A 21,805-nucleotide genomic window follows, 5' to 3' on the forward strand; every position below is an offset into this window, starting at 1 on the left:
CGGACATGATCGCAGCCGGCGGTCGCGGCCACGTTCGTCGAGCGCGTCAGAGCTTCGCGGGGAACGCCGATCCGCGACCGATGACGGTGAGGATCGCCGCGACCGCCCCGAACACGATCATCACGACGGCGAGCACCAGCCCGTCGAAGGCCGTCAGCAGGGCGGCACCGAACAGGCCGGCCGCGAAGATCGCGATGTTGAACGCGACCGGCAGGAACGCGCTCGCGACGTCGGCGTCCTCGCCGCCGGCGGTCGTCAGGGCGGCCTGCAGCTGCGTCGACGAACCGCCGAAGCCGATGCCCCACAGGCCCGCGGCCACCAGGACCGCGACCGGCGACGTGTGCCCCACGAGCAGCACCACGCCGGCCAGGACGAACAGGCCGACGCTGCCGTGCAGCAGGGGTCGGGGGTGCCGGTCGAGCAGGGCGCCGGTGACGACGACGCCGAGGATCGCGGCGATCCCGTAGACCAGCAGCACCAGCCCGGCGCTCAGGTCGGTGCCGGTCGCCCCCAGGTACGGCGAGATGTACGTGTAGATCGTGTTGTGCGCCACCATCCACGTCGCGATCACGGCGAGGATGACCGCGATGCCGCGGATCCGGAACACCTTCACGACGGACAGCTTCGCGGCGCTCGTCTGCCCCCGGGCATCCGGCACGAACAGCGCGATCAGCGCCAGGATCACCACGCCGACCAGGCTCAGCCCGATGAACGACGACCGCCAGCCCAGGGCGTTGCCGATGAAGGACCCGAGCGGGGTGCCCAGCGCGAACCCCACCGGCGCGCCCGTCGAGACGATCGCGAGCGACACCCCGGCGGAGCGGGCCGGGCTGATCCGCCGGGCGTAGGTGGCGAACATGCCCCAGATCGTCCCCGACATCGCGCCGGCGACGAACCGGGTGACCAGCGCGACCGCGACGTCCGGCGCGAACGCGGTCAGGGTGTTCGCGACGAGCAGCACGGCGATGGCGGCCACGATGAGCGGCTTGCGACGGAACCCGCGGGTCAGGGCGATCGCCGGGACCGTGGCGATGACCGTGCCCATCGCGTACGCGCTGACGAACAGGCCGACCGTGCCCTCGCTCGTGCCCATCCCGTCGGCGATCGCGGGCAACAGCCCGGCCGGCATCGTCTCCATGGCGACGAGGAGGAACCCGATCGCGGCGAGCAGGGACAGCGGTAGCCAGGGCAGTCGGCCGTCGGTCGCCCGGTCGGTCGTGGGGAGGTCGGAGGTCGTCGTGGTCACGGACCGACGGTAGGGGCATCGTCCGGCGGACAGGGAGGTTCTGCAGGACCCCGTTTCGCCGGAGCCTCACTGCGTGGGTGGTGGTGGAGCTTCCATGGTGGTGTCCACGAACGAAGGGAGCCCCGATGCACATCCGCACCAGACGCCGGACCCCCCTGGGGCCGCTGGTCGCGCTGAGCCCGCTCGCGCTGGTGGTGGGGGCGCTCGCCGGGTGCAGCGGCGTCGAGCACGCGGAGACGCCTGCGTCTGCGCCTGCGTCGGCAACGACAGCTCCCACGATCACCACCCCGACGGAGGCCGACCCCGTGCGCATCACCATCGAACTCGACGGCGAGACCCTCACCGGCCGGTTGACCGAGAGTGCGACGGCGCGCGCTGGCCGCCCAGCTGCCGGCGACGCTGACGTTCTCCGACCACGGCGGGCAGGAGCAGATCGCTCGGCTCCCCGCGCCGCTCGACACCACCGGCGCCCCGAGCACGAGCGATGCGCCGGTGGGCACCATCGCCTACTACGTGCCGGACCAGTCGATCGTCCTGTACTACACGGACGTCGGCAGCTTCCCGGGGATCGTGCCGATCGGCGCCGTCGACGACGTCCAAGCGGTGCGCGACCTGCCGTCCGGCGCCGCGACCATACGAGTCCGCGACTGATTCACGTCCGTCCGCCTGCCCTCCTGAACAGGAACACCGTGATCAGGACCGGCACGTTCCCGCCGACGAGGTGGTCTTGACTTTTTGGCTACGAGCATTAGCCTTTGAGTTACTACCCGTAGCCGAAGGAGCCACGTCATGCTCGAACACCTGGACACCGAGGGCGGCACGATCGCCTACGACCTCTCCGGATCAGGGCCGCTCGTGGTCCTCGCCCACGGCATGGGCGACAGCCGCCACTCCTACCGCTTCGTCGTGCCGGAGCTCGTCGCGGCCGGTTACCGGGTGGCGAACGTCGACCTCCGTGGGTGCGGCGACTCGAGCACCGGGTGGGCCGGCTACGAGCGCGCCGACATCGCACGCGACCTCGTCGCGGTCGCCCGTCACCTCGGTGGCCCGGCCGTGGTCGTCGGGCAGTCCATCAGCGGAGGTGCGGCGACGATCGCCGCGGCGACCGCCCCGGACCTGGTGGCGGGCATCGTCGAACTGGCGCCGTTCACGCGCAAGCAGTCCGTCGACCTGGGCGGACTCCTGCGCAACCGCCGACACCGCGCCGGCACCGTCCAGCTCGCGCGGGTCATGACGAACGGCAGCCTGCCCGGCTGGCTCGCGTACCTCGACATCGCGGTCCCCACCAAGCCCGCCGACTGGGCGACGGAGCGCAGCCGCATCGAGACGACCCTGCGGCGACCGGAGCGGATGGCGGTCCTCCGTGCCATGACCCGCACCTCACCCGCCGACGCCGGCGAGCAGCTGGGCGCCGTCCGGTGCCCCGTGCTGGTCGTCGAGGGCAGTGCCGATCCGGACTGGGCCGTGCCCCGCGCCGAGGGCGAGCGGATCCTCGCCGACCTGCCGGACGGCCTCGGGGAACTCGCCGTGATCGACGGTGCCGGTCACTACCCCCACACCGAGACCCCGACTGCGGTCCTCACCCTGCTGCTGCCGTTCCTCGCCCGCACGCTGCCCGTCGCAGGTCCCGTTGCCTAGGGCGGGGCTCGACCCGGCGACCGTCACCGAGGCCGCGGCGACGCTGGCCGACGAGATCGGCCTGGCCCAGCTGAGCATGAGCGTCGTCGCCGACCGCCTCGGGGTGAAGGCGCCGTCGCTGTACAAGCACGTCGACGGACTCGGCGACCTCACCCGCAGGATCGCGATCCTCGGCGCGAACGAGCTCGGCGACGCACTCCGCGACGCCATGCAGGGGCGCAGCGGTCGCAGTGCCCTCGAGGCGGCGGTGCAGACCGTGCGCCGGAGCGTCCAGGAGCACCCGGCGCGGTACCAGGCGGCCGTCAGCATCCGGCCGACCGGCGCCGAGGACCCCCTGGCGGTCGCACTCGGCCGCACCCTGGCGTCCTTCGCCGCGGCGCTCCGCGACTACCCGCTCGACCCGGCCGACGAGGTCCACGCGCTCCGGGTGCTCCGCAGCGTCCTGCACGGGTTCGCCACGATCGAGGCGTCGGGCGGGTTCCAGATGGACACGGACGTCGACGCGAGTGCCACGTGGATGGTCGACTTCCTGGATCGCGGGTTCCGTGCCGCGACGACACGGTGACCGTGACCACGGCGGCGCACCCGTCGAGGCCCGTCGGTCACGACCCGCTCCGTGGCGGCCTGCGGTTCCTGGCGGAGCTCGTCGCGTGGGTGGCCGTGCCGTGGACGCTCTGGCCCCACTCGCCGGTGCTCGCGATCGCCGCCGTCCTGGTCCTCGTCGTGCCGCCCGCGGTCTTCGGCACCCCGGGCGATCGCCCCGGCGGCGACCCGCCCGTCGCGGCACCCGGAGCGGTGACGATCGGGTCGGTCCTCGCGCACCTGGTGGGGGCCGTCGTCGCGGCCTGGGCCGTGTGGCCGACAGCGGTCGCGATCGCCGTCACGGTCTTCTGCATCGCCGTCGTCGTCTCGGAACAGCCGCGGTGGCGGGCTCTGGTCGGCCGCGGGCGCTGAGCCGTTCGTCGGCTGTCGTCTTGGCAGCAGCAGGCCGAAGCGCCCTCCCGCTCCGTGTGGTCGGCGAGGAGACCGAGTGGACGCGGCTCACCCCGGAGGCGTTGCGCCGGTGGCGGGAACGGCCCGTCGCGCTCCCGCCCGAGGAACGCGGCGAGATCGTCGACTGACCGGCGTCAGACCGCGATGACGTTCGGGGCGAACCGGCACCAGTAGTCCGTGATCGGCCCGTCGGACTCACGGATGCCGACACCGAAGGACTCGCCGCCGACGACCCACGAGCCGAGCACCGGGTGGTTGTGCCCGTTCGACCCCGGGAAGTCCGGGAGCTCGTGGTACTGCTGCCACACCCGTTCGGCCCCGGTGCCGGCGCGCCGGTACTCGCGACCGTTCGTCGTGACGGAACCGTCGGCCCGGTGCACCGCGATGCCGTCGCCCTCGCGCCCGAACACGGGCTTCACGACGAAGTCGCGCATGCCGTTCGGACCGTCCGCGAAGGCCGGCAGCAGGTTCGGGTGGCCGGGGAACAAGCGCCAGAGCGCGACGAGCAGCAGCTTGTTCGACAGGAACATCTTCCACGCCGGCTCGTACCAGCGGCCGAGCCGCCCGCGGTCGCTGACCAGGAAGGCGCCGAACTCCTGGTCGCCCTGCGCCCGGTCGTCCCCGGAGACGAGGTCCTCCCACGGGTACAGCTTGAAGAGGTTGCGGATCACCGGGTACTGGGTCCCCGGCTCGTCCCCCGGCAGCGTGAACACGCTCCGAGACGAACCGGCCGGCTCCTGGTCGCCGACGAACTGACGGGCCGTCGCGTGCCAGCCGATGTCCTTCATCTCGATGCCGGTGTGCTCCCACCCGGCCTCCCCCGCCAGGTCGCGCATGTAGGCCACCGTGTCCCAGTCCTCGCCCGCCGTGTCGAGGTCGGAGTGCGCCACGAACAGTCGGCCGCCGTCCTCGGCGCGCAGGGACTCGTGCAGCAGTGTCCGCCAGCGCGCCACCATCGCCTCGTGGATGCCGTTCCACTGGTCGGTACCGGCGGACAGTTCGCCGGTCGCGAGCCGGTCCTGCATCCAGTGCCACTGCGTGACCGATGCCTCGATCAACCCGGTCGGGGTGTCCCCGTTGTACTCGAGCATCTTGGCGGGTGAACCGTCTCCGGCGTAGGCCAGGTCGAACCGCGCGTACAGGTCGGGCTCCTCGTGCTCGAGCGACCAGGCGGCGAGGTCGAACCCGGCTCGTGTCAGGCCCAGCGTGCCGAGGGCGCCGGTGGCGAGGTACCGCGCGGCTTCGAGGCACATCCGGTGCAGTTCCTCGGTCTGCCGCTCGAGCGCCTCGACCTCCGGCAGCGTGAAGACGTACGCGGCGGTCTCGTTCCAGTACTCGACGGGCGTGCCGTCGTCACGGACGGACCGCGAGTAGATCAGCCCCGTCTGCTGGATCCGGCGCCGCCAGTCCGGACGCTCGGGGAACTCGATGCGCTCCATCAGCCGCCGAACCCACCGTGTCCGCCGGCTCCGCCGAAGCCACCCTTGGTGACGGAGCTCCCACGGGACGAGACGCCGGCCTTCGCGGTCTTCCCGGCGGGCAGGGCGCTCGTGCCGCCGGAGACCGCATCCCCCACGCCGGGGACCCTGGTGGCACGGTTGGCGAAGAGCGGCAGGAAGTACCAGCCGGCGTGTCCGCCGTGGTTGTTGCAGTCGTCGTCCGGCAACCGCTTCTCGGTCGCGTTGTCGCGGCAGATCTTCGCGTAGTCGCTGTCGACGCCGGCTCCCTCGCCGCACCCGGTCAACGACGCTGCCAGGGCTGCGACCACCCCGATGGAGACGACACGGGAAGCACGGCGACGAACACTCACGAAGGGGAACAGTACCGCTCCCGACGAACCGGTGTCCGCGTCGGCGCGATCTCCACGCGCCAGGGACACGCCGATCAGCACCGTCCAGCGCACGACGTGCAGCACCGGCCCCCGAAGCGGCGGTGCCGATGCGCGCCCGGTTGCTGCCGGGATGACCGACGTGACCACGACCACGCGCCGCGCCGATCCCGACGCCGCTGTCGACGGCTTCGAAGGCGGCTGGTTCCGCATCGACGACGAGGTCGAGCTCCTGGACGACGTGGTGTGGCGACCCGCCGCGGGGACCGAACCGGGATCCGCTGCGGCTCCCGCTGCGGTCATCGTCCGTGGCGACCCCCGCGAGCACATCGGATCGACGCTGCCGCTCGCCCGGCTCGACGAACTCGACAGGCCGGCCACCGTCCCGGGGTCGGCACGACAGGGACTGGAGGCCCGGTGCCAGCTGGCACCGGGCCTCCGGTCCGTGTCGTCTTCCGTCTCCTGCTCCGTCAGGCGACGACCACCTGCGCGTTGACCAGGATGTCGTGCAGGTCGGGACGGAGCGCATCCTGTGAGGTCGTCCGGACCTTCACGATGAGTGCTGCGCCGGGCTTGGCGAACGCCCGCGCCACGGTCGCCGACCAGGACCCGTCCGTGTTGTGCCCGGCGATCGACAGGAACTGCGCGGTCCCGCCGGTGATCGTCGGCAGGAGCTGCTCCTCGAGCCGGTCGGCCGGCAGCCCCGCGGCCGTGAACAGCTGCTCGGTGGCTGCACGGTCCCCGATCGTCGGGTCGAGGTCGGTGAGCCGCTGCTGCGTGATCGTCGCCACGGAGCCCTCTGCGTTCGTGTACTCCCGCGACCCGGTGGTCGGGTCCTCGCCGGTCTGCTCCCAGCCGTCGAGCGCCGAGACCTGGAGCCCGAACGCGGGCAGCATGCTCGCCGAGAGCGCGTCGCCGTCCTCGAACGTGAGGTCCTTCGTGGCGGAGTCGGCGGTGGCTGGCGCGGTCGGCGTCTCCGTCGGTGCCTGTGTCGGCGCCGGCGACTGCGTTGCGGCCCGCTCCGTCCCCGGTGCCGTGGTGCCGGTTCCGGCGCAGCCGGAGAGTGCGAGCACGACGATCACGGTCGCCGTCCCCGCGGTGGTGATCCTGGATGTGATGGACATGTGGTTCCCCCTCGGATCCCACCGTGCGCCCCGTGCACCGGTCGGTCCGCCTGGAAGCCTACGGGTCAGGAGCGGTGGGTGCACAGGACTGCGGCCACCACGTGACGACGGGTCATTCGTCGGCGTCGAACCGTTCCTGGTGCGCGGCGACGTCGTCACGGTGGGCCTCCGACCAGCGCTTGAGCTGGCGGACGGTCTCGTGCAGCGACAGTCCGAGTGCGGTGAGCTCGTAGGTCACGGACACGGGGACCGTCGCGATCGCGGTCCGTGCGACGAGGCCGTCGCGCTCGAGGGACCGGAGCGTCTGCGTCAGCATCTTCGGGCTCACCCCGGCGAGCACCCGCGCGAGTTCGGAGTACCGCATCGGGCGCGGGTCGCCGTCGCAGTCGGGACCGCTCCCGAGTGCGGACAGCACCAGGGTGACCCACTTTCCGGAGACCCTGCCGAGGAGCTGCTGACTGGGGCACGCCGCGAGGAACGCGTTGTACTCCGCTTTCGCCGTGGCCTTCTTCTCCGCTGCGGTCATCGTCGCCATGGCGTCCTCCGGGTAGCTACGCACTTCTGGGTAACTCCTTCCCATCAGGAAGCAGCTTGCCCAGAGTGGATCACGTACCGCAGATCCACAAGACCGTGAAGGGCACCCCATGACCAACACCACCACCGCGGGACTCCCCGGCGGCACCTGGACACTCGGCGATCGCGTCGTCAGCCGGTTCGGGTACGGCGCGATGCAACTCGCCGGCCCCTGGGTCGTCGGCCCGCCGAAGGACCACGACGGCGCGATCGCGACCCTCCGCGAAGCAGTCGCAAGCGGCATCACCCACGTCGACACCTCCGAGACGTACGGCCCACGGGTCGTGAACGACCTGATCCGCGAGGCCTTGCACCCCTACCGGTCCGACCTGCTCATCGCGACCAAGGCGGGCGGGCGACGGGACGCGCAGGGCGGCTGGCCGGCCGCCCGGAAGCCGGACGAGATCCGGGCGCAGATCGACGACAACCTCGAGACCCTCGGAGTCGACGTGCTCGACCTCGTGCACCTGCGAGCAGGTGACGCGCAGGGACCCGTGGAGGAACGGATCGCCGAGGCCTTCGAGACGCTGGTCGACCTGCAGCAGCAGGGGGTGGTCCGGCACCTCGGGATGAGCAACGCGACTGCCGACCAGGTCGCGGAAGCACGGACGATCGCCCCGATCGTGTCGGTGCAGAACGGCTACAACCTGGCGAACCGCCAGGACGACGAACTCATCGACCGGCTCGCGTCCGACGGCATCGCCTACATCCCGTTCTTCCCCCTCGGCGGCTTCGCGCCGCTGCAGTCCGAGGCACTCGCACGCGTCGCCGCCCGGCTCGGAGCGACGTCGATGTCCGTCGCGCTCGCCTGGCTGCTGCAGCGCTCCCCGAACGTGCTGCTCATCCCGGGCACGTCCTCGGTGGCGCACCTGCGCGAGAACATCGCCGGTGCGGCGATCACGCTGTCGGAGGACGACGTGCGGGAACTCGACCAGATCTCGGGGTGATCCGCGTGCCGGGCGTTCGCTCGCGCGGCGTCCGGCGCCGGGTCGGCCAGGTTGCGCCGGTGTTCTTCTGGCCCACCCCACCCCCGAGGGCGCCGATGTGGTCCTGACGAAACGGCAGGACGAGTTGGCGCTGGCCGCTCGGCAGGTGGGCCGGCTTGCCGCAGCCGCAGCGGTCGTCCTCGCTCTCGCCGCGATCACTCTGACCTACCGGACACGCAGTGCATCTCGCGTTCGATGACGATCGCCGATCGAGACATGGCCCTCCCGGGGTGACGGCAACGCGTCGGGCCACTCCCGGCGGCTCGCGGCGACACTGGGGAGCAACTCAACGCTGGGCCGCAGGCCGCACGACGATCTCGTTCACGTCGACGTCCGACCGCTCGGCCACCGCGTAGGAGACGGCCCGGGCGATCGCGTCGGCGGAGATCGACTCGGCACGGTAGACGGCCATCGCGGCGGCGGCGGAGGCGTCGGTGATCGTTGCGGCGAGCTCGGACTCGGTGACTCCGGGCGACACGGTGGTGACACGGATTCCACGCGGTGACTCCTGGCGAAGCCCCTCGGTGATCGCCCGTGCTGCGAACTTCGTCCCGCAGTAGACGGCAGCCGTGGGCGAGACGTCGTAGGCGCCGACGGACGCGATCGTCACGACGTGGCCGGTGCCCTGCGCGAGCATGGTGGGCAGTGTCGCCGCGATGCTGTGGAGGAGGCCGCGGACGTTGACGTCGATCATCCTGTCCCACTCGTCGACGAGGCCTGCGGCAAGGGGCGACAACGGCATCACGCCGGCGTTCGCGACGAGCACGTCGATCCGCCCGAAGCGTGCCCGGGCAGCAGCCGCGAACTCCTGCACCGAGGCGAGGGCGGTGACGTCGAGCGGCACTGCCATCGCCGTACCGCCCACCCCCTCGATCTCGGTGACGAGCTCGTCGAGCCGGTCGGTGCGCCGGGCCCCGAGCACGACGGGGTGGCCGGCCGCGGCGAGGCGGATCGCCGTCGCGCGCCCGATGCCGCTCGAGGCGCCCGTCACGAGGACGACCTTCCGTCGGTGCAGCACCATGCCCGCGTGGTGCAGGACGTCGTCCCTGAAGTCGCCGTCCGCGGTGAAGCCGGTGTCGTCTCGGTAGTCGATGTGGTCTCCGTCGACCTCGTAGGTGCCCACGTAGGCCGCCTCACGGTCACCTCGGGCCTCCACGTAGCGGCCGTCGGGCCGCAGCTCGTGGCGGATGCGGCCATCGGCGGTGACCCAGAGGCCGAGGTAGGGGTGAACGGGTTGGGGTGCGCTGCTGGTGTCCATGCTCCCACCCTCGACGCCGTGCAGCCCCCGACCATCGCCCTGTCCTGCCGGGGTGCGGCAGGACCAGGGAGGCGGAGCTCCTGCCACCTACCCTGGTCCCGTGCCCATGCCCGCCGACGACCTCACCCTCGCCGCGTACCTGCGCGCGGTCCGCGGCCGACTCGCCCCGGAGTCGCTCGGACTGCCAGGCGGAGGTGTCCGCCGCGTGCCCGGGCTCCGCCGCGAGGAACTCGCCGTGCTGGGCGGCCTCAGCGTCGACTACTACACGCGCCTCGAGCAAGGGCGGGAGGTGAGTCCCGGCGCCGCCGTGCTCGAGGGCATCGCCGACGGGCTCGAACTCGAGGGCGACGAGCGCGACCACCTGTTCTCGTTGGCAGGGCTGGTTGCTTCGCCACGAGTCCCCCGCGCGGCGACGTCGGTGACGCCGGCTCTCGGGCAGCTGCTCGACTCGTGGTCGACACACCCCGCGTTCGTGATCGACCCCGCGCACGAGGTCCTCGCCGCGAACGCCCTGGCTCGTGCGGTGTACGCGACCTTCGAACGCTTCGACAACCTCGTGCGGATGACCTTCCTCGACCCGACGGCGCGGCACTTCCACGCCGACTGGGCCCGCGCCGCCGACGCAACCGTCGCGAGCCTGCGGGCGGCGAGCGCGGAGTTCGGGAGCGACCCGCGCCTCCTTCGTCTCGTCGCGGAAGTGAACGACGCCAGCCCGGATTTCGCCGAACGGTGGAGCACGCAACGGGTACAGCGCAAGACGACCACCGCGAAGCGGTTCGAGCACGGGGAGGTCGGGCGGCTGGAGTTCGACGCCCACACCTTCGCCGTCCAGGGGTCACCCGGCCTGCAGCTCGTCGTCTACGGCTGCGAGGCCGGCTCGGCAACGGCGCGCGCGCTGATCCTGCTGTCCACCGGCACGGCAAGCACATCGAGGATCAACGAGCCGGCGGCGACCTCGAAGCCGACTGGCCGCGCCCCCTCAGCGACTGACGGATCGTCGGCCGGTCCCGGTGGCGGACCGGCCACGCGCTGAACCCGGGTCTTCTCGGTGGGCCCTGCCGGGATCGAACCGACGACATCCACGGTGTAAACGTGGCGCTCTACCAGCTGAGCTAAAGGCCCTCACGACGATCCTAGAGCGTCACGGCAGCCGATGAGGTTTAGCCCCAGACTTACTTTCGACGATATGAAGCTCTACGCTTAACCCATGCAGTCCGAGCCCGTGATCGCCGTGATCGTCGACCTGGTCGACTCCCGCACGCTCGAGGACCGCTCCGCAGCCCAGCACGACGTGGAGCGCGCGTTCGACAGTACCGCTGAGGTCACCGCGCTCGATCCCCTGCGCGCCACCGTCGGCGACGAGTTCCAGGTCATCTACGGCACGCTCACCGACGCCCTCGTGGCGACGACGGCCGCGACCCTCGCACTCCCCCCGACCGTGCAGATCCGCCTCGGCATCGGCCGGGGGCAGGTCCGGACGATCGGCACCGGCGGCGCCGGGCCGCTGCAGGACGGTCCGGGCTGGTGGTCGGCGCGGGACGCCATCAACGAGACCCACCGGCGCGAGGACGGCCGGACCGCGTTCCTGCGGTCCTGGTACCACGACGCCGACGACCGCCACGGAACGACGGAGCGACTCGTGAACGCCTACTTCCTCAGCCGCGACCACGTCGTCTCGCGACTCGCACCCCGCGCGCGCCGGATCGCACTCGGTCTGGTCCAGGGCCGCACGCAGGCGCAGATCGCCGCGGACGAGGGGATCACCCCGTCGGCGGTGTCCCAGTCCGTGCAGAAGTCGGGCGTCGCCGCCCTGGTCGAGGGCCTGCGCGTCCTCGGGGACGGGGGCCGCTGATGCTCGCCGGAGTCCTCCTGACCCTCGTCGGGCTCGCCGACGTCGTCCGCGCACGGACCGGGACCGACGCGGTACCACGGCGCGTGCTGACCACCACGGTGATCGTCCTGCTCTGGGCCGCCGTGACGGCTGTGGCGGTGCTCGGCCTCGGCCTCGCGGTCTGGTCGGTGCTGGTCACGGTCGTCCTCGCAGCCCTGTGGGTCGCGACCACGATCCCGGTGCGGTCCGGGGGCGCACCCGGCAGTGGCGCTCGGACACTCCCCTGGCTCCGCCGCTCCGGGTCCTGGCCGGCCGTCCTGCTCGCGGTCGCCGTCGCCGTGCTGCTGCTCGGGGCGCCGGCTGCCGACGCGTCCGGCTTCGTGGTCGACTGGCACCGTGACGCCGGCCCGGCGTTCGTCGGAGCGGTCCCGCTCGCGGCGCTCGTCGCCGGCATCGGCTCCGCGCTGTTCCTGGTCGACTCGGCCAACGTGGTCGTCGCCCAGGCGCTGCCGCCGGGGCTGTCGCCCGACGCACGGCCCGGTGCGGTGGCGGCCGAGCCGACGCGCCGGAAGCGCTTCGGCTGGCGCCGCACCACCCGGGCACGCGGAGCCGACGGGAACGCAGACACGGACACGGACACGGACACGGACGGCACGGTCACCCTCAAGGGCGGACGAATGATCGGCCCGATCGAGCGCCTGCTGTTGGCCGGGTTCTCGCTGGCCGGCGCCTTCCCCGTCGTCGCCGCGCTGATCGCCGCGAAGGGGATCGTCCGCTTCCCCGAGATCCGCCGCGAGACGACCGGGTACCAGGCCGAGTACTTCCTGATCGGCAGCCTGGTGAGCTGGGCGATGGCCTTCGCCGCCGCAGGCATGTGCTGGTTGCTGGCACTGGGCTGACGAACGCACCCGGCCCCCGATCACCGCAGGTACGCTCTCCCCCGTGAACGGTGTCGGAGTCGGTGTCCTCGACGAAGCCGGGCGGCTCCGCCTGCTCGGTGCGGGTGTGACGGGCGCGGCCTTCGCCGTCGTCCTGGTCATGCTGGTCCTGTCCTCGTGGACCGAGGCGACCACCGCCGTCCTGGTCTCGGTCGGCATCCCGACCGCGGTCGCTGGTGCCGCGATCGCCGTCGTCCTGCAGCGCCGCGCCTGGCGCGCCGAGGGCGGCTACGAACGCTCGATCGCGGTGCGCGAGTGGATCGCGGAGGGCGAGGTCCCCGCGGGCGTCCCGGCGGACCAGTGGATCCCGCTCGTCCAGGCGCAGGCCGACCGTGAGGGCGCCGGCTGGGGCAAGGTCGTCCTCGGCGTGCTGTGGATCGCGATGACCTGGTCGATGCGCGACCAGCACGGCACGCTCATCACGACGATGCTCATCCTGCTGTGGAGCGCGATGGCCCTGTGGGCAGCCGTGTGGGTCATCCCCCGCGCCCGGGCGGCGCGAGCGCTCCTGCGCCGCGGCGTCTCCACGATCGGCTGAACCCCGCTCGGCTGAACCCCGCCCGGCTGAACCCCGCTCGCTCGCGCCTGACTACGCTCGGACCCATGCAGAGTCGCACCCTCGGCCGCACCGGCCGCTCCGTCTCCCCCATCGGTCTCGGCACCTGGCAGTTCGGCGGTGACTGGGGCCCCGTCTCCGAAGCCGACGCGAACGCCGTGATGGACGCCTCCGTCGAGTCGGGCGTCACCCTGTTCGACACCGCCGACGTCTACGGCGACGGCCGGAGCGAGCAGCTCATCGGCGCGTGGCGTGCCGCGAACCCCGACGTGCCACTGACCATCACCACGAAGATGGGCCGTCGCGCCGACCAGGTCCCCGAGAACTACGTCGCCGCGAACTTCCGCGAGTGGGTGGACCGCTCGCGCCGCAACCTCGGGCAGGACACCCTCGACCTCGTGCAGCTGCACTGCCCGCCGACCCCGGTCTACGAGGACGACGCCGTCTACGACGCCCTCGACGCGCTGGTCGCCGACGGCTCGGTCGCCGCCTACGGCGTCAGCGTCGAGACCGCCGACCAGGCGCTCACCGCGATCGCCCGGCCCGGCGTCGCGAGCGTCCAGATCATCCTCAACGCGTTCCGGCTCAAGCCGCTCGACCGCGTGCTGCCGGCGGCCCTGGAGGCAGGGGTCGGCATCCTCGCGCGCGTCCCGTTGGCCTCGGGGCTGCTCTCCGGCAAGTACACGACCGACACGTCGTTCGCCGAGGGCGACCACCGCAACTACAACCGCCACGGCGAGGCCTTCGACCAGGGCGAGACCTTCAGCGGCGTCGACTACGACGACGGGGTGCGCGCCGCGCAGACCTTCGCGGCGTCCCTGCCGGACGCCGTCTCGGTCCCGCAGGCGGCGCTCGCGTGGATCATCGCGCAGGACGGCGTCACCGCGGCGATCCCCGGCGCCCGCAATCCGGAGCAGGCCCGGTCGAACGCCGCAGCCGGCGACCTGCCGCCGATCGAGGGACTGGACGCCACCGTGCACGACCTGTACGACACCTGGTTCCGCGCGAGCGTCCACGACCGCTGGTGAACCTGCGGAGCGTCGCGGTCGCGGCGGCCGCACTCCTGCTGGTGTCCGGGTGTGCCGCGCCCGGACAGGTCACCGCCCGCGACGCTCCGCCCTGGCCACGCCCCACCGACCTGACGGGTCGCGCGGATTCCGCCGGGCTCCGGAACGTCTGGGGCGAACGACTCGCCGAGCACGTGCACACGCACCTGACGATCCTGGACGGCGACGAACCGGTGACCGTCCCCGCGAACGTCGGGCACTCGGACAGCCGGAAGTTCGCCGCGGAGATCCACACGCACGACACGTCGGGCATCGTGCACGTCGAGTCGCCGACGGAGCAGACGTTCACGCTCGGGCAGTTCTTTGACGAGTGGGGCGTCTCGCTCGGTCCGGAGCACGTCGGTGGCCTGCGCGGCGAACTGACGGTGTGGGTCGACGGGCACCGGCGGATCGGCAACCCGCGCTCGATCGAGCTGACGGACCTGCGCCAGATCGTCCTCGTCGTCACGACCGTCGGCGAGGTCCCGCACCTGCCGGCGCCCTTCGACTGGCCGCCCCAGTACGACTAGCGCCGGAACCGGCTCGGCTCAGGCCTCCTTCGCCGCGACCCACGACAGGTCGAGGTCCCACTGCGCGACCGCCCCGGCCGGCAGCTGCCACACGTACTCGTTCTTGAGCTTCTTGCCGTCCTCGCGGAACGGCCCCGTCCGGTACGGGTAGAACGCCACCGTCGGCAGCGTGCCGGGCGGCGCAGTGCGGATGGCGTTCGAGAAGTCCTTGTTCAGCCGGCGCAGCTGCGCGATCACGTCGCCCCGGGCGGCATCCGCGTCGAACCCGCCAGCACCCGAGGCGAGCTGGAACGCGATGTGCAGCTGCCGGTCACCGCGGTCGTCCTCGTAGCTGATCAGCCGGTGGTTCTCGACGGCCTCGAGCAGCTCCGGGTCGCCGTACACGACGTCCCGCACCACGTCCGGTGCGACGACGGCCCCGTTGTAGTCGACCGACAGGTCGGACCGGCCGTAGTGGAACAGCAACGGCAGGTCGAGCTCGGCCTCGGCGGCGAGCGCGGCGTGTCCGGTCGCCCGCAGCACGGACCGCAGCTCCTTCATCCGCACCACGTGTCCGCGGTCGTGGATGTTGTAGCGGATGCGTGGGCTGATGTTCTCGGAGCGGGCGATGGTGACGACGAGTTCGCCGAGGTCGTTCGTCTCGATCAGGTAGCCGAACGGGTTGAACTGGAAGACCATCGGCAGCACCCCGTACTCGCCCTGCTTGGTCAGGGCGGCGGAGAGTTCCGGTGACGCGGCGATCGCCCGGCGCAGCTGCACGCTGAACGGTGTCTCGATGCCGAGGTTGATCTCGAGGTCGCTCGCCCCGTAGGAGCCGAGCACGGCCTGCGCGTACTGCTCGATGTGGGCGCGCATGTTCTCGCTGATGCCCTCGCCCCCGAACGCGGCGACGATCGTGTACCGGCTCCAGTCGAGCCGGTCGTCCTCGAACAGGGCCTTCAGGAACGGTGGGTAGCTGCAGATGATGTAGGTGAAGTCGGTGCCGAACTCGCGCATCGTCTGCACGATCTTGTCGCGGTCCGGGCCGATCGACTTGATCATGGAGGACTCGGTGAGCGAGGCGGTCACGTTCATCCCGGTGGCCCATGCCCCGAGCGAGAAGGCGTTGAGCACGAAGGGCTGCTTCGACAGGTCCTTCGCGGTGCGGGAGAACCCGAGCTGCAGCAGCTGTCGGGTGGCCTGGCGTTCGTCGGGGCCGCGCACCCAGCTGGTCGGGGTGCCGCTCGACCCGCTGGACTCGTCGACGACGACTCCGCGTCGGGGCAGGCGTCCGTCGATGCAGCGCTCGGGGATGCTCCAGCGCTTGACGTAGGAGTCCTTGTCCATCTCGGGGAGTCCCGAGATCGCCGCGGCGATCCCGCCACGGGTGTCGAGCCGGGAGGCGCGTCCGGACTCCGCCAGGAACGCGCGGTACGCGGGGACCCGCTTCGCAGCCCGTTCCGCGGTTCGCCATGCGCGCCAGCGTCCGAGGGTCCAGCGGAGCGGCTCGATGCCCGGTGTGAGCAGGAGCTTGTGGGTGCCGACGCGGGGCATGAACAGCGCGACGAAGGTCTCGACGATCCTCACCACCGAGAACACCGCGGCGCGCTTCACCGGGTCCGCCCGACGGTCATCGCTGCTGCGGGTCGGCGGTGTGCCAGGGGTGGCGGGTCGCTGTGTCCGAAGCGGAACAGCATCCAGGCCATCCGCCCGTCGGACTCGTCGACGCCCGCGCGTTCCACGAACGCGGCGTGTGACCGCGGGTTGGTGATCACGGTCCCGAAGGGGTGCACGGCGATGCCGCGTGCGGAGAACTCGAGCCAGATGCGCATGAAGACCCGTCCGGCTTCGACGTACTCGGCCGGGGTGCTGAACGGTCCCTCGAGCCAGGCGAGCTGTCGGACGCCCCGCATGGTGGACAGGTACACCCTGCGGAAGACCCCGCCGATGCCCGGGGCCTGCCAGAGTCCGCGGTGCTCCATGGCGAACCGGAGCACCGGGCCGGGCATGAGCATCGTCTCGGCGGACAGCCCGTCGCCGGTGGCCGCTGCCTGTCGCTTCGAGAACCGCAGCCAGTGCAGGATCTCGTGGTGCACGGCGTCGTGCTGCAGGTCGTCGAACAGGGTCTCCTGGTTGACGCGCACGATCTCGTCGACGGTGGCCCGGTCGTCGGTGGTCCGGAAGCGCTGCCCGGCTGCCGACGCGATGTCGGACGCGGCCTCGATCGCGTCGGTGTCGACGAGCGTCGCGTCGTAGGGCCTGCGCGAGGTGCGCCGTGCGAGGAAGCCGGCCAGGGCCTCCCGGTCGTCCGCGGTGACCACGTGCGGACGCAACGTCACCGTGCCCAGCCGGTGCAGGTGGTCGTCCGCCGTCCCGTCGTGCCCCGGACCGTCGTCACCCGGACCCGCGCTGAGCCGACCGAAGTCCATCTCGGCGTGGTCGAGCCGTTCCTGCACGGTGAACCCGTGCGCCCGTGCCACCACGTCGAGCCCGGCCAGGAACACCCCGGCGCAGACGTGCCCGAACGGGATGCCGAACGACTCCGCCGGCAACCCCCGTCGCAGGTCGTAGAACACGGTCGCGGTGCGGTCGTCCTCGACGCGCACGACGATCGGTTGCGAGTTGTGCGGCGACGGGTAGTGCCGCGCGTCCTCGATGATGCCCGTCCACGGTGATGCCATCGTTCCCCCTCGGTGGTCCCTGGCGACGATCATACGAATCCCCTCGGCGCCCCATGCCCCTCGGGGAATGCGCTGTGCAGAACTCGTGCGTAGCCTGCTCCTCGTGATGACCATCCGCACCGGCACCGACCTCGCCGCGGTCGAGGACGTCGTCGACGCCGTGACGGCGCACGGCGAGCGGTACCTGGACCGGGTGTTCACCCTTCGGGAGCGCACCGACACCGGCGACGACCCGGAGCGGCTCGCTGCCCGGTTCGCGGGCAAGGAGGCCGTCGTGAAGCTGCTCCGGCCGGCTCCGGACCAGGCGATCCCGCTGCGTGACGTCGCCGTCGTGCTCGACGCGAGCGGTGCCCCCACGGTCGAGCTGTCCGGAGCGGCCGCGGCCCTGGCGGAGTCGATCGGGTGCGGCCCGATCGCGGTCTCGTTGGCACACGAACGGGGGCTCGCGGTGGCGACGGCGGTGGCCCTCTCGGAGCGCTGACCCGGTGCTCCGGACAGGGGTGCGGTTTCCCGCACCCGCACGGCGGTTTCCCGAGGGCCGTTCCTCTTTATGGTTGCCGTCATGGAACAGGACCCGAACCCCTCCAGCACCACCGCGACGATCGCCGACCCGGCCACCGACCGGGCCGTCCGTCGCGCCCTCGCCGAGCACGGCCGACTGACGGTCGACGCGTGGGACGTCGCGTCGATCGCCGACCTCTACGCCCTCGGCCTGACCTCGCACGCCACCGTCAACGTGATGCTCGCGGTGGAGTCGGACCTCGACGTCGAGTTCCCCGACTCCGTGCTGAACCGGTCCACCTTCGCGAGCGTCGAGTCGATCACCGCCGCCGCGGAGCTCGCCTCGTGACCCTGGTCCTGCCCGCACCGTCGGTCATCGACCGCTTCGCCGAGCGTGCGAGCGCGGTGGCCGAGGTCGCCGCTCAGTTCGCCGACGAGGTCGACCGCGACGCCCGACCGCCGCGCGAGGCCATCGCCGCGATGCGGGAGTACGGCCTGCTCGCGGCAGCGGTGCCGACCGAGCACGGTGGCGAGGGTGCCTCCGTGGCCGAGCTCTCCGCGATCGCGACCGAACTCGGCCGGGCCTGTGCCGCGACCGGCATGGTGTTCGCGATGCACCAGGGCCAGGTCATGGCGCTCTGGCGGCACGGCGGCGACGGTGCCGGCGTGCTCGAGACCATCGGGGCCGTCCGTGACGGGGCGCTCGTCGCGTCGGCCACCACCGAGCGCGGCGTCGGCGGCGACGCCCGGCGGTCCACCTGTTCCATCGAGCCGACCGACGACGGCCGGATCCGCCTGCGCAAGGACGCGCCGGTGATCTCGTACGCCACCGAGGCCGACGCGGTGTTCGTCACCGCCCGTCGTGACCCGGACGCCCCGGCGTCGGACCAGCGGCTGCTCATCTGCCGCACCGACGCGATGGTGCTGTCGCAGACGTCCACCTGGGACACCATGGGGCTCCGCGGCACGTGCAGCAACGGGTGGATCCTCGACACCGAGACGACGACCGACCGGGTGTTCCGCGACGACTACGCCACGATCTCCGCCCAGACCGTCCTGCCGGTGTCGCACGTGCTCTGGGCCTCGGTCTGGCTCGGCATCGCGGTATCGTCCGCCGAACGTGCCCGCAGCGCCGTCCGCAAGCAGGCCCGCGCCGCCGTCGGGACGACCCCGCCCGGTGCCCTCCGGCTGGCCGAGCTCCTGGTCGACCTGCAGGCCCTGGCCGACTCGGTGCGCCACGCCGCCGAACGGTTCGACGCCGCCGCCGACGACCCGGACGTGCTGGCCTCGAGCGCGTACGCCCTCGCCGCGAACGCCCTGAAGATCGGTGCGTCCGAGCGCGTCACCGACATCGTCACGAAGGCGCTGCGCATCGTCGGGATCGCGGGCTACGCCGCCTCGGGTCCGATGAGCATCGCCCGACACCTCCGAGACGCCCACGGTGCCGCCGTCATGGTGAGCAACGACCGTCTCCTCAAGAACGACGCCGACCTGGCCATCATGACGGGAGTGATCCTGTGACCATCACGGACACCACCACCGCGGACACCGCCGCCGCACTCGACGCCGCACGCGCCGCCCTCCGCGCCCGCCTGCTCACCGACGGCGTCCTCCTCGACCTCGGCACGCCCGGCCTCTACGGGCGCACCGGGGTCTTCGAGCGCGTTTACGCCGCGGTCGACGCCGCAGCGGTGCGGAGCCAGCAGCACCTCGGCGCCGAGGTGCTGCGCTTCCCGCCGGTCGAGCCGCTCGCGTCGTTCGAGCGCACCGATTACATCGCGTCGTTCCCGGACCTCGCCGCGTCGATCTCCGGGTTCACCGGCGACGACCGCACCCACCGCGCACTGCTCGCCGCCCGTGAGCGCGGTGAGCGCTGGGAGGGGTTCCTCGAGCCGGCCGACCTCATGCTCACCCCCGCGGTCTGCCACCCGGTCTACGGCCTGATCGGCGACACCGTGCCCCAGCCGGGCCGGGCCTTCGACGTCCTCGGCGACTCCTTCCGCCGTGAGCCCTCGCTCGACCCGATGCGCCTGCAGGCCTTCCACATGCACGAGTTCGTGCACGTCGGCACCCCCGCGTCCGCGGCGGCCCACCGGGACGGCAGCATCCCGGTGATGCGCGCGCTGCTCGAGTCGTTCGGGCTCGAGATCGACGTGGTCCCCGCGAACGACCCCTTCTTCGGCCGCGTCGGGCAGATGCTCGCCCGCAACCAGGTCGAGCAGGCGCTCAAGTTCGAGTTCGTGACGAAGGTCTACGGCCCCGACCACGACGCCACCGCGATCAGCTCCGCGAACCTGCACGAGGACCACTTCGGCACCTCGTTCGGCCTCCGCACCGAGGACGGACAGGTCGCGCACAGCGCCTGCATCGCGTTCGGCCTGGAGCGCATCACCATCGCCCTGTTCGCCGCCCACGGCACGGACCTCGACGCCTGGCCGGCGTCCGCCCGCGCCGCCCTCGCCCTGTGACCACGCTGCACGGCTGGTCCGGAACGCCGGCGATCCGCGCCGCGGTCCAGCTCCCCGACGCCGCCGCGCGCGCCGGCGTCGTCATCTGCCCGCCGCTCGGGCAGGAGGGCGTCATCGCGTACCGCACGCTCCGTCTGCTGGCCGACCGCCTGGAGGCCCGTGGCATCGCCTCGGTGCGCTACGACCCGTCCGGACGTGGTGACGGCGCCGCCGACACCACACCGGACGCGCAGGTCCGGTCCGCGCGCCACGCCGCCGCCGTGCTCCGCACGACGGGGGTGCAGCACGTCGCCTTCGTCGGGTTGGCCTCGGCCGCCCTCGTCGCGGCGAACGCGGCCGCTGACACCGACGGCCTCGTCGTCTGGGACGCTCCGGCATCGGGCAAGGGGTGGCTCCGTCGGCAGCGCGCGCTCGCGACCATCACGATCGGTGCCGACCGCGTGGTCGACGGCGTCGAGAGCCTGATCGGGTTCGACGTCGAGCCGGACGAGGCCGCCGCACTCTCGGACCTCGCCTTCGATGCGCGCACCGGGCCCACCGTCGCGCTCGTCCGTCCGGGTGCCCGGCCACCGAAGGCCCTCGGTGGCGTCGACGTGACCGAGGTCACCGGCAGCGCCGAGCTCCTCGACGGCACGAGCATCCACGCCCGCATCCCCGGAGCCGCCGTGGACACCGTCGTCGCCTGGCTCGACACCTGGGCGCCCGAGACGGCGGTGCCCGTCCGCGTGCCCGTCCTCGACGAGGTCCTCGACGTCGACGGCCGCGTGTCGGAGCGGATCGTCCACCTCGGCGATCAGGGGCTGTTCGGGATCGAGACCGTCTCGTCCGCCCAGCACCACGACGCCCCCGTCGTCGTGCTCCACAGCGGCGGCGCCGAGCACCGGGTGGGTGCCACCGACTACCAGGTCGAACTCGCCCGCGCCCTCGCCCGCGACGGCGCCCGGGTCGTCCGGGTCGACCGTCGTGCCACCGGCGAGAGCACCGGCGTGCACGAGGACGAGCGGAGCTTCCTGTTCGCGCAGGAGTGGGTCGAGGACCAGTCCGCCGTCGTCACCGCCCTCGCCACGCCCTCGGACCGGCTCGTGCTCGTCGGCATGTGCGCCGGCGCCTGGGTCGCGGGCCGCGCCGTCGAGGAGGCCCCGCGCCTGGTCGTCGAGATCAGCCCGAACGACTACCGTCGCGTCCCGGCCGAGCCCGGCTCGTACGCCGAAGGGGTCCGGGCTGTCGACGCCCCGTCGCCCGCCCGGATGTGGGTGCGCGAGCGGTACAACCGGTTCGTGCCGAAGGCCGTCCGCGACCGGATCGCCCGTCGCGACCGGATGGGCGGGGTCGTCGGCCACGTCCGCCCGCTCGTCGAGCACGGCACCGACGTCGTCGTGATCGTCGCTCCCGAGGACGCAGCCCTGTTCGACCGGCTCGGCGGGCAGAAGGCCGTCCGGCGCTGGCCCGGTGACGACCGTCGCGGCTCGGTGTCCGTCGTCCGCGTCGAGGACGGCGACCACGCGCTGTTCTCCCCGACGATGCGCGAGGCCGTCGTCACCGAGGTGCGCTCCCGCGTCGCGGCGACGTTCCCCGTCCACACCTGACGAGGGCCGCCCGGCGGGCAGTCCGTGCGGGTGCAGGTTCCGA

Annotated in this window: 26 protein-coding genes and 1 tRNA gene; 18 read left to right on the forward strand and 9 right to left on the reverse strand. The window is 72.2% G+C overall.

Going from position 1 to position 21,805, the window contains the following annotated elements; genetic code table 11:
- Positions 1-46: 46 nt before the first annotated feature.
- Positions 47-1,246: an MFS transporter gene (locus tag DEJ35_RS13305; RefSeq protein WP_258378482.1), complete on the reverse strand. Its 1,200-nt coding sequence runs from the start codon at positions 1,244-1,246 to the stop codon at positions 47-49.
- A 360-nt stretch (positions 1,247-1,606) separates the two neighbouring features.
- Here DEJ35_RS13305 and DEJ35_RS13310 point away from each other — a divergent pair, with 360 nt between their 5' ends.
- The 5 genes from DEJ35_RS13310 (at position 1,607) to DEJ35_RS13330 (ending at position 4,005) form a co-directional block, all read left to right on the forward strand.
- Positions 1,607-1,897, forward strand: coding sequence for a cyclophilin-like fold protein (locus DEJ35_RS13310; RefSeq protein WP_111192920.1), 291 nt, complete (start codon positions 1,607-1,609; stop codon positions 1,895-1,897).
- Between the two features lie 138 nt (positions 1,898-2,035).
- Positions 2,036-2,884 (forward strand): alpha/beta fold hydrolase, encoded by an 849-nt coding sequence (locus tag DEJ35_RS13315; RefSeq protein ID WP_111192921.1) that lies wholly within the window; start codon positions 2,036-2,038, stop codon positions 2,882-2,884.
- Complete coding sequence (locus DEJ35_RS13320; protein WP_111192922.1) at positions 2,877-3,449, forward strand: TetR/AcrR family transcriptional regulator; 573 nt, start codon at positions 2,877-2,879, stop codon at positions 3,447-3,449. Before DEJ35_RS13315 ends, DEJ35_RS13320 begins: the two co-directional genes overlap by 8 nt.
- Positions 3,446-3,838: a hypothetical protein gene (locus tag DEJ35_RS13325; RefSeq protein ID WP_111192923.1), complete on the forward strand. Its 393-nt coding sequence runs from the start codon at positions 3,446-3,448 to the stop codon at positions 3,836-3,838. The genes DEJ35_RS13320 and DEJ35_RS13325 overlap by 4 nt, the downstream gene beginning before the upstream one ends.
- A gap of 20 nt (positions 3,839-3,858) precedes the next feature.
- Positions 3,859-4,005 carry a rifampin ADP-ribosyl transferase gene (locus tag DEJ35_RS13330; RefSeq protein ID WP_258378483.1) on the forward strand — a complete coding sequence of 49 codons (147 nt, stop codon included), beginning with the start codon at positions 3,859-3,861 and terminating at the stop codon, positions 4,003-4,005.
- 6 nt (positions 4,006-4,011) lie between these two features.
- Here DEJ35_RS13330 and DEJ35_RS13335 read toward each other — a convergent pair whose 3' ends face one another.
- On the reverse strand, positions 4,012-5,316 hold the full coding sequence (locus DEJ35_RS13335) for a glutathionylspermidine synthase family protein (protein ID WP_111091388.1): 1,305 nt from the start codon (positions 5,314-5,316) through the stop codon (positions 4,012-4,014).
- The gene (locus DEJ35_RS13340; RefSeq protein WP_152377983.1) at positions 5,316-5,687 is read right to left on the reverse strand and encodes a tRNA-dihydrouridine synthase; all 372 of its coding nucleotides are present in this window, start codon (positions 5,685-5,687) and stop codon (positions 5,316-5,318) included. Before DEJ35_RS13340 ends, DEJ35_RS13335 begins: the two co-directional genes overlap by 1 nt.
- A gap of 160 nt (positions 5,688-5,847) precedes the next feature.
- On the opposite strand from DEJ35_RS13340, the gene DEJ35_RS13345 reads away from it, so the two are divergent.
- Positions 5,848-6,201, forward strand: coding sequence for a hypothetical protein (locus DEJ35_RS13345; protein WP_146244802.1), 354 nt, complete (start codon positions 5,848-5,850; stop codon positions 6,199-6,201).
- On the opposite strand, the gene DEJ35_RS13350 is transcribed toward DEJ35_RS13345, so the two are convergent.
- Positions 6,176-6,829 carry a hypothetical protein gene (locus DEJ35_RS13350; protein ID WP_111192925.1) on the reverse strand — a complete coding sequence of 218 codons (654 nt, stop codon included), beginning with the start codon at positions 6,827-6,829 and terminating at the stop codon, positions 6,176-6,178. The two genes, DEJ35_RS13345 and DEJ35_RS13350, sit on opposite strands and share 26 nt — an antisense overlap.
- Before the next feature lie 112 nt (positions 6,830-6,941).
- Complete coding sequence (locus tag DEJ35_RS13355; protein WP_258378484.1) at positions 6,942-7,388, reverse strand: helix-turn-helix domain-containing protein; 447 nt, start codon at positions 7,386-7,388, stop codon at positions 6,942-6,944.
- An 85-nt stretch (positions 7,389-7,473) separates the two neighbouring features.
- On the opposite strand from DEJ35_RS13355, the gene DEJ35_RS13360 reads away from it, so the two are divergent.
- A complete protein-coding gene (locus DEJ35_RS13360; RefSeq protein ID WP_111192927.1) occupies positions 7,474-8,349 on the forward strand; it encodes an oxidoreductase in 876 nt (291 codons plus the stop codon).
- A gap of 325 nt (positions 8,350-8,674) precedes the next feature.
- Here DEJ35_RS13360 and DEJ35_RS13365 read toward each other — a convergent pair whose 3' ends face one another.
- Entirely contained in the window at positions 8,675-9,646 is a 972-nt protein-coding gene (locus DEJ35_RS13365; protein WP_111192928.1) for an SDR family NAD(P)-dependent oxidoreductase, read from the reverse strand.
- Positions 9,647-9,752: 106 nt separating this feature from the next.
- Here DEJ35_RS13365 and DEJ35_RS13370 point away from each other — a divergent pair, with 106 nt between their 5' ends.
- The gene (locus DEJ35_RS13370) at positions 9,753-10,679 is read left to right on the forward strand and encodes a helix-turn-helix transcriptional regulator (protein WP_111192929.1); all 927 of its coding nucleotides are present in this window, start codon (positions 9,753-9,755) and stop codon (positions 10,677-10,679) included.
- 16 nt (positions 10,680-10,695) lie between these two features.
- Here the strand turns inward: DEJ35_RS13370 and DEJ35_RS13375 are convergent.
- A tRNA-Val gene (locus DEJ35_RS13375) sits at positions 10,696-10,768 on the reverse strand.
- Positions 10,769-10,853: 85 nt separating this feature from the next.
- On the opposite strand from DEJ35_RS13375, the gene DEJ35_RS13380 reads away from it, so the two are divergent.
- The 5 genes from DEJ35_RS13380 (at position 10,854) to DEJ35_RS13400 (ending at position 14,547) form a co-directional block, all read left to right on the forward strand.
- Positions 10,854-11,498 (forward strand): SatD family protein, encoded by a 645-nt coding sequence (locus DEJ35_RS13380; protein ID WP_111091394.1) that lies wholly within the window; start codon positions 10,854-10,856, stop codon positions 11,496-11,498.
- Positions 11,498-12,376, forward strand: coding sequence for a hypothetical protein (locus DEJ35_RS13385; RefSeq protein WP_111192930.1), 879 nt, complete (start codon positions 11,498-11,500; stop codon positions 12,374-12,376). The genes DEJ35_RS13380 and DEJ35_RS13385 overlap by 1 nt, the downstream gene beginning before the upstream one ends.
- Before the next feature lie 43 nt (positions 12,377-12,419).
- The gene (locus DEJ35_RS13390) at positions 12,420-12,953 is read left to right on the forward strand and encodes a hypothetical protein (RefSeq protein WP_111091396.1); all 534 of its coding nucleotides are present in this window, start codon (positions 12,420-12,422) and stop codon (positions 12,951-12,953) included.
- Positions 12,954-13,018: 65 nt separating this feature from the next.
- Positions 13,019-13,999, forward strand: coding sequence for an aldo/keto reductase (locus DEJ35_RS13395; protein ID WP_111192931.1), 981 nt, complete (start codon positions 13,019-13,021; stop codon positions 13,997-13,999).
- Complete coding sequence (locus DEJ35_RS13400) at positions 13,996-14,547, forward strand: hypothetical protein (protein ID WP_111192932.1); 552 nt, start codon at positions 13,996-13,998, stop codon at positions 14,545-14,547. The genes DEJ35_RS13395 and DEJ35_RS13400 overlap by 4 nt, the downstream gene beginning before the upstream one ends.
- 18 nt (positions 14,548-14,565) lie before the next feature.
- Here the strand turns inward: DEJ35_RS13400 and DEJ35_RS13405 are convergent, their stop codons facing one another.
- Positions 14,566-16,140, reverse strand: coding sequence for a CoF synthetase (locus tag DEJ35_RS13405; RefSeq protein ID WP_258378485.1), 1,575 nt, complete (start codon positions 16,138-16,140; stop codon positions 14,566-14,568).
- Positions 16,137-17,207 (reverse strand): hypothetical protein, encoded by a 1,071-nt coding sequence (locus DEJ35_RS13410; protein ID WP_110862255.1) that lies wholly within the window; start codon positions 17,205-17,207, stop codon positions 16,137-16,139. Before DEJ35_RS13410 ends, DEJ35_RS13405 begins: the two co-directional genes overlap by 4 nt.
- A gap of 106 nt (positions 17,208-17,313) precedes the next feature.
- Here DEJ35_RS13410 and DEJ35_RS13415 point away from each other — a divergent pair, with 106 nt between their 5' ends.
- The 5 genes from DEJ35_RS13415 to DEJ35_RS13435 all read left to right on the forward strand — a co-directional run bounded on the left by DEJ35_RS13415 (position 17,314) and on the right by DEJ35_RS13435 (position 21,762).
- A complete protein-coding gene (locus DEJ35_RS13415) occupies positions 17,314-17,688 on the forward strand; it encodes a holo-ACP synthase (protein WP_181435584.1) in 375 nt (124 codons plus the stop codon).
- A gap of 81 nt (positions 17,689-17,769) precedes the next feature.
- On the forward strand, positions 17,770-18,057 hold the full coding sequence (locus DEJ35_RS13420) for an acyl carrier protein (protein WP_051596691.1): 288 nt from the start codon (positions 17,770-17,772) through the stop codon (positions 18,055-18,057).
- On the forward strand, positions 18,054-19,229 hold the full coding sequence (locus tag DEJ35_RS13425) for an acyl-CoA dehydrogenase family protein (protein WP_111192933.1): 1,176 nt from the start codon (positions 18,054-18,056) through the stop codon (positions 19,227-19,229). The genes DEJ35_RS13420 and DEJ35_RS13425 overlap by 4 nt, the downstream gene beginning before the upstream one ends.
- Positions 19,226-20,176, forward strand: coding sequence for an amino acid--[acyl-carrier-protein] ligase (locus tag DEJ35_RS13430; protein ID WP_111192934.1), 951 nt, complete (start codon positions 19,226-19,228; stop codon positions 20,174-20,176). Before DEJ35_RS13425 ends, DEJ35_RS13430 begins: the two co-directional genes overlap by 4 nt.
- Positions 20,173-21,762, forward strand: coding sequence for an alpha/beta fold hydrolase (locus DEJ35_RS13435; protein WP_111192935.1), 1,590 nt, complete (start codon positions 20,173-20,175; stop codon positions 21,760-21,762). Before DEJ35_RS13430 ends, DEJ35_RS13435 begins: the two co-directional genes overlap by 4 nt.
- The last annotated feature ends 43 nt before the right edge of the window (positions 21,763-21,805 follow it).

The organism is Curtobacterium sp. MCPF17_051, assembly GCF_003234595.1.
GTDB classification, from domain to species: domain Bacteria; phylum Actinomycetota; class Actinomycetes; order Actinomycetales; family Microbacteriaceae; genus Curtobacterium; species Curtobacterium flaccumfaciens.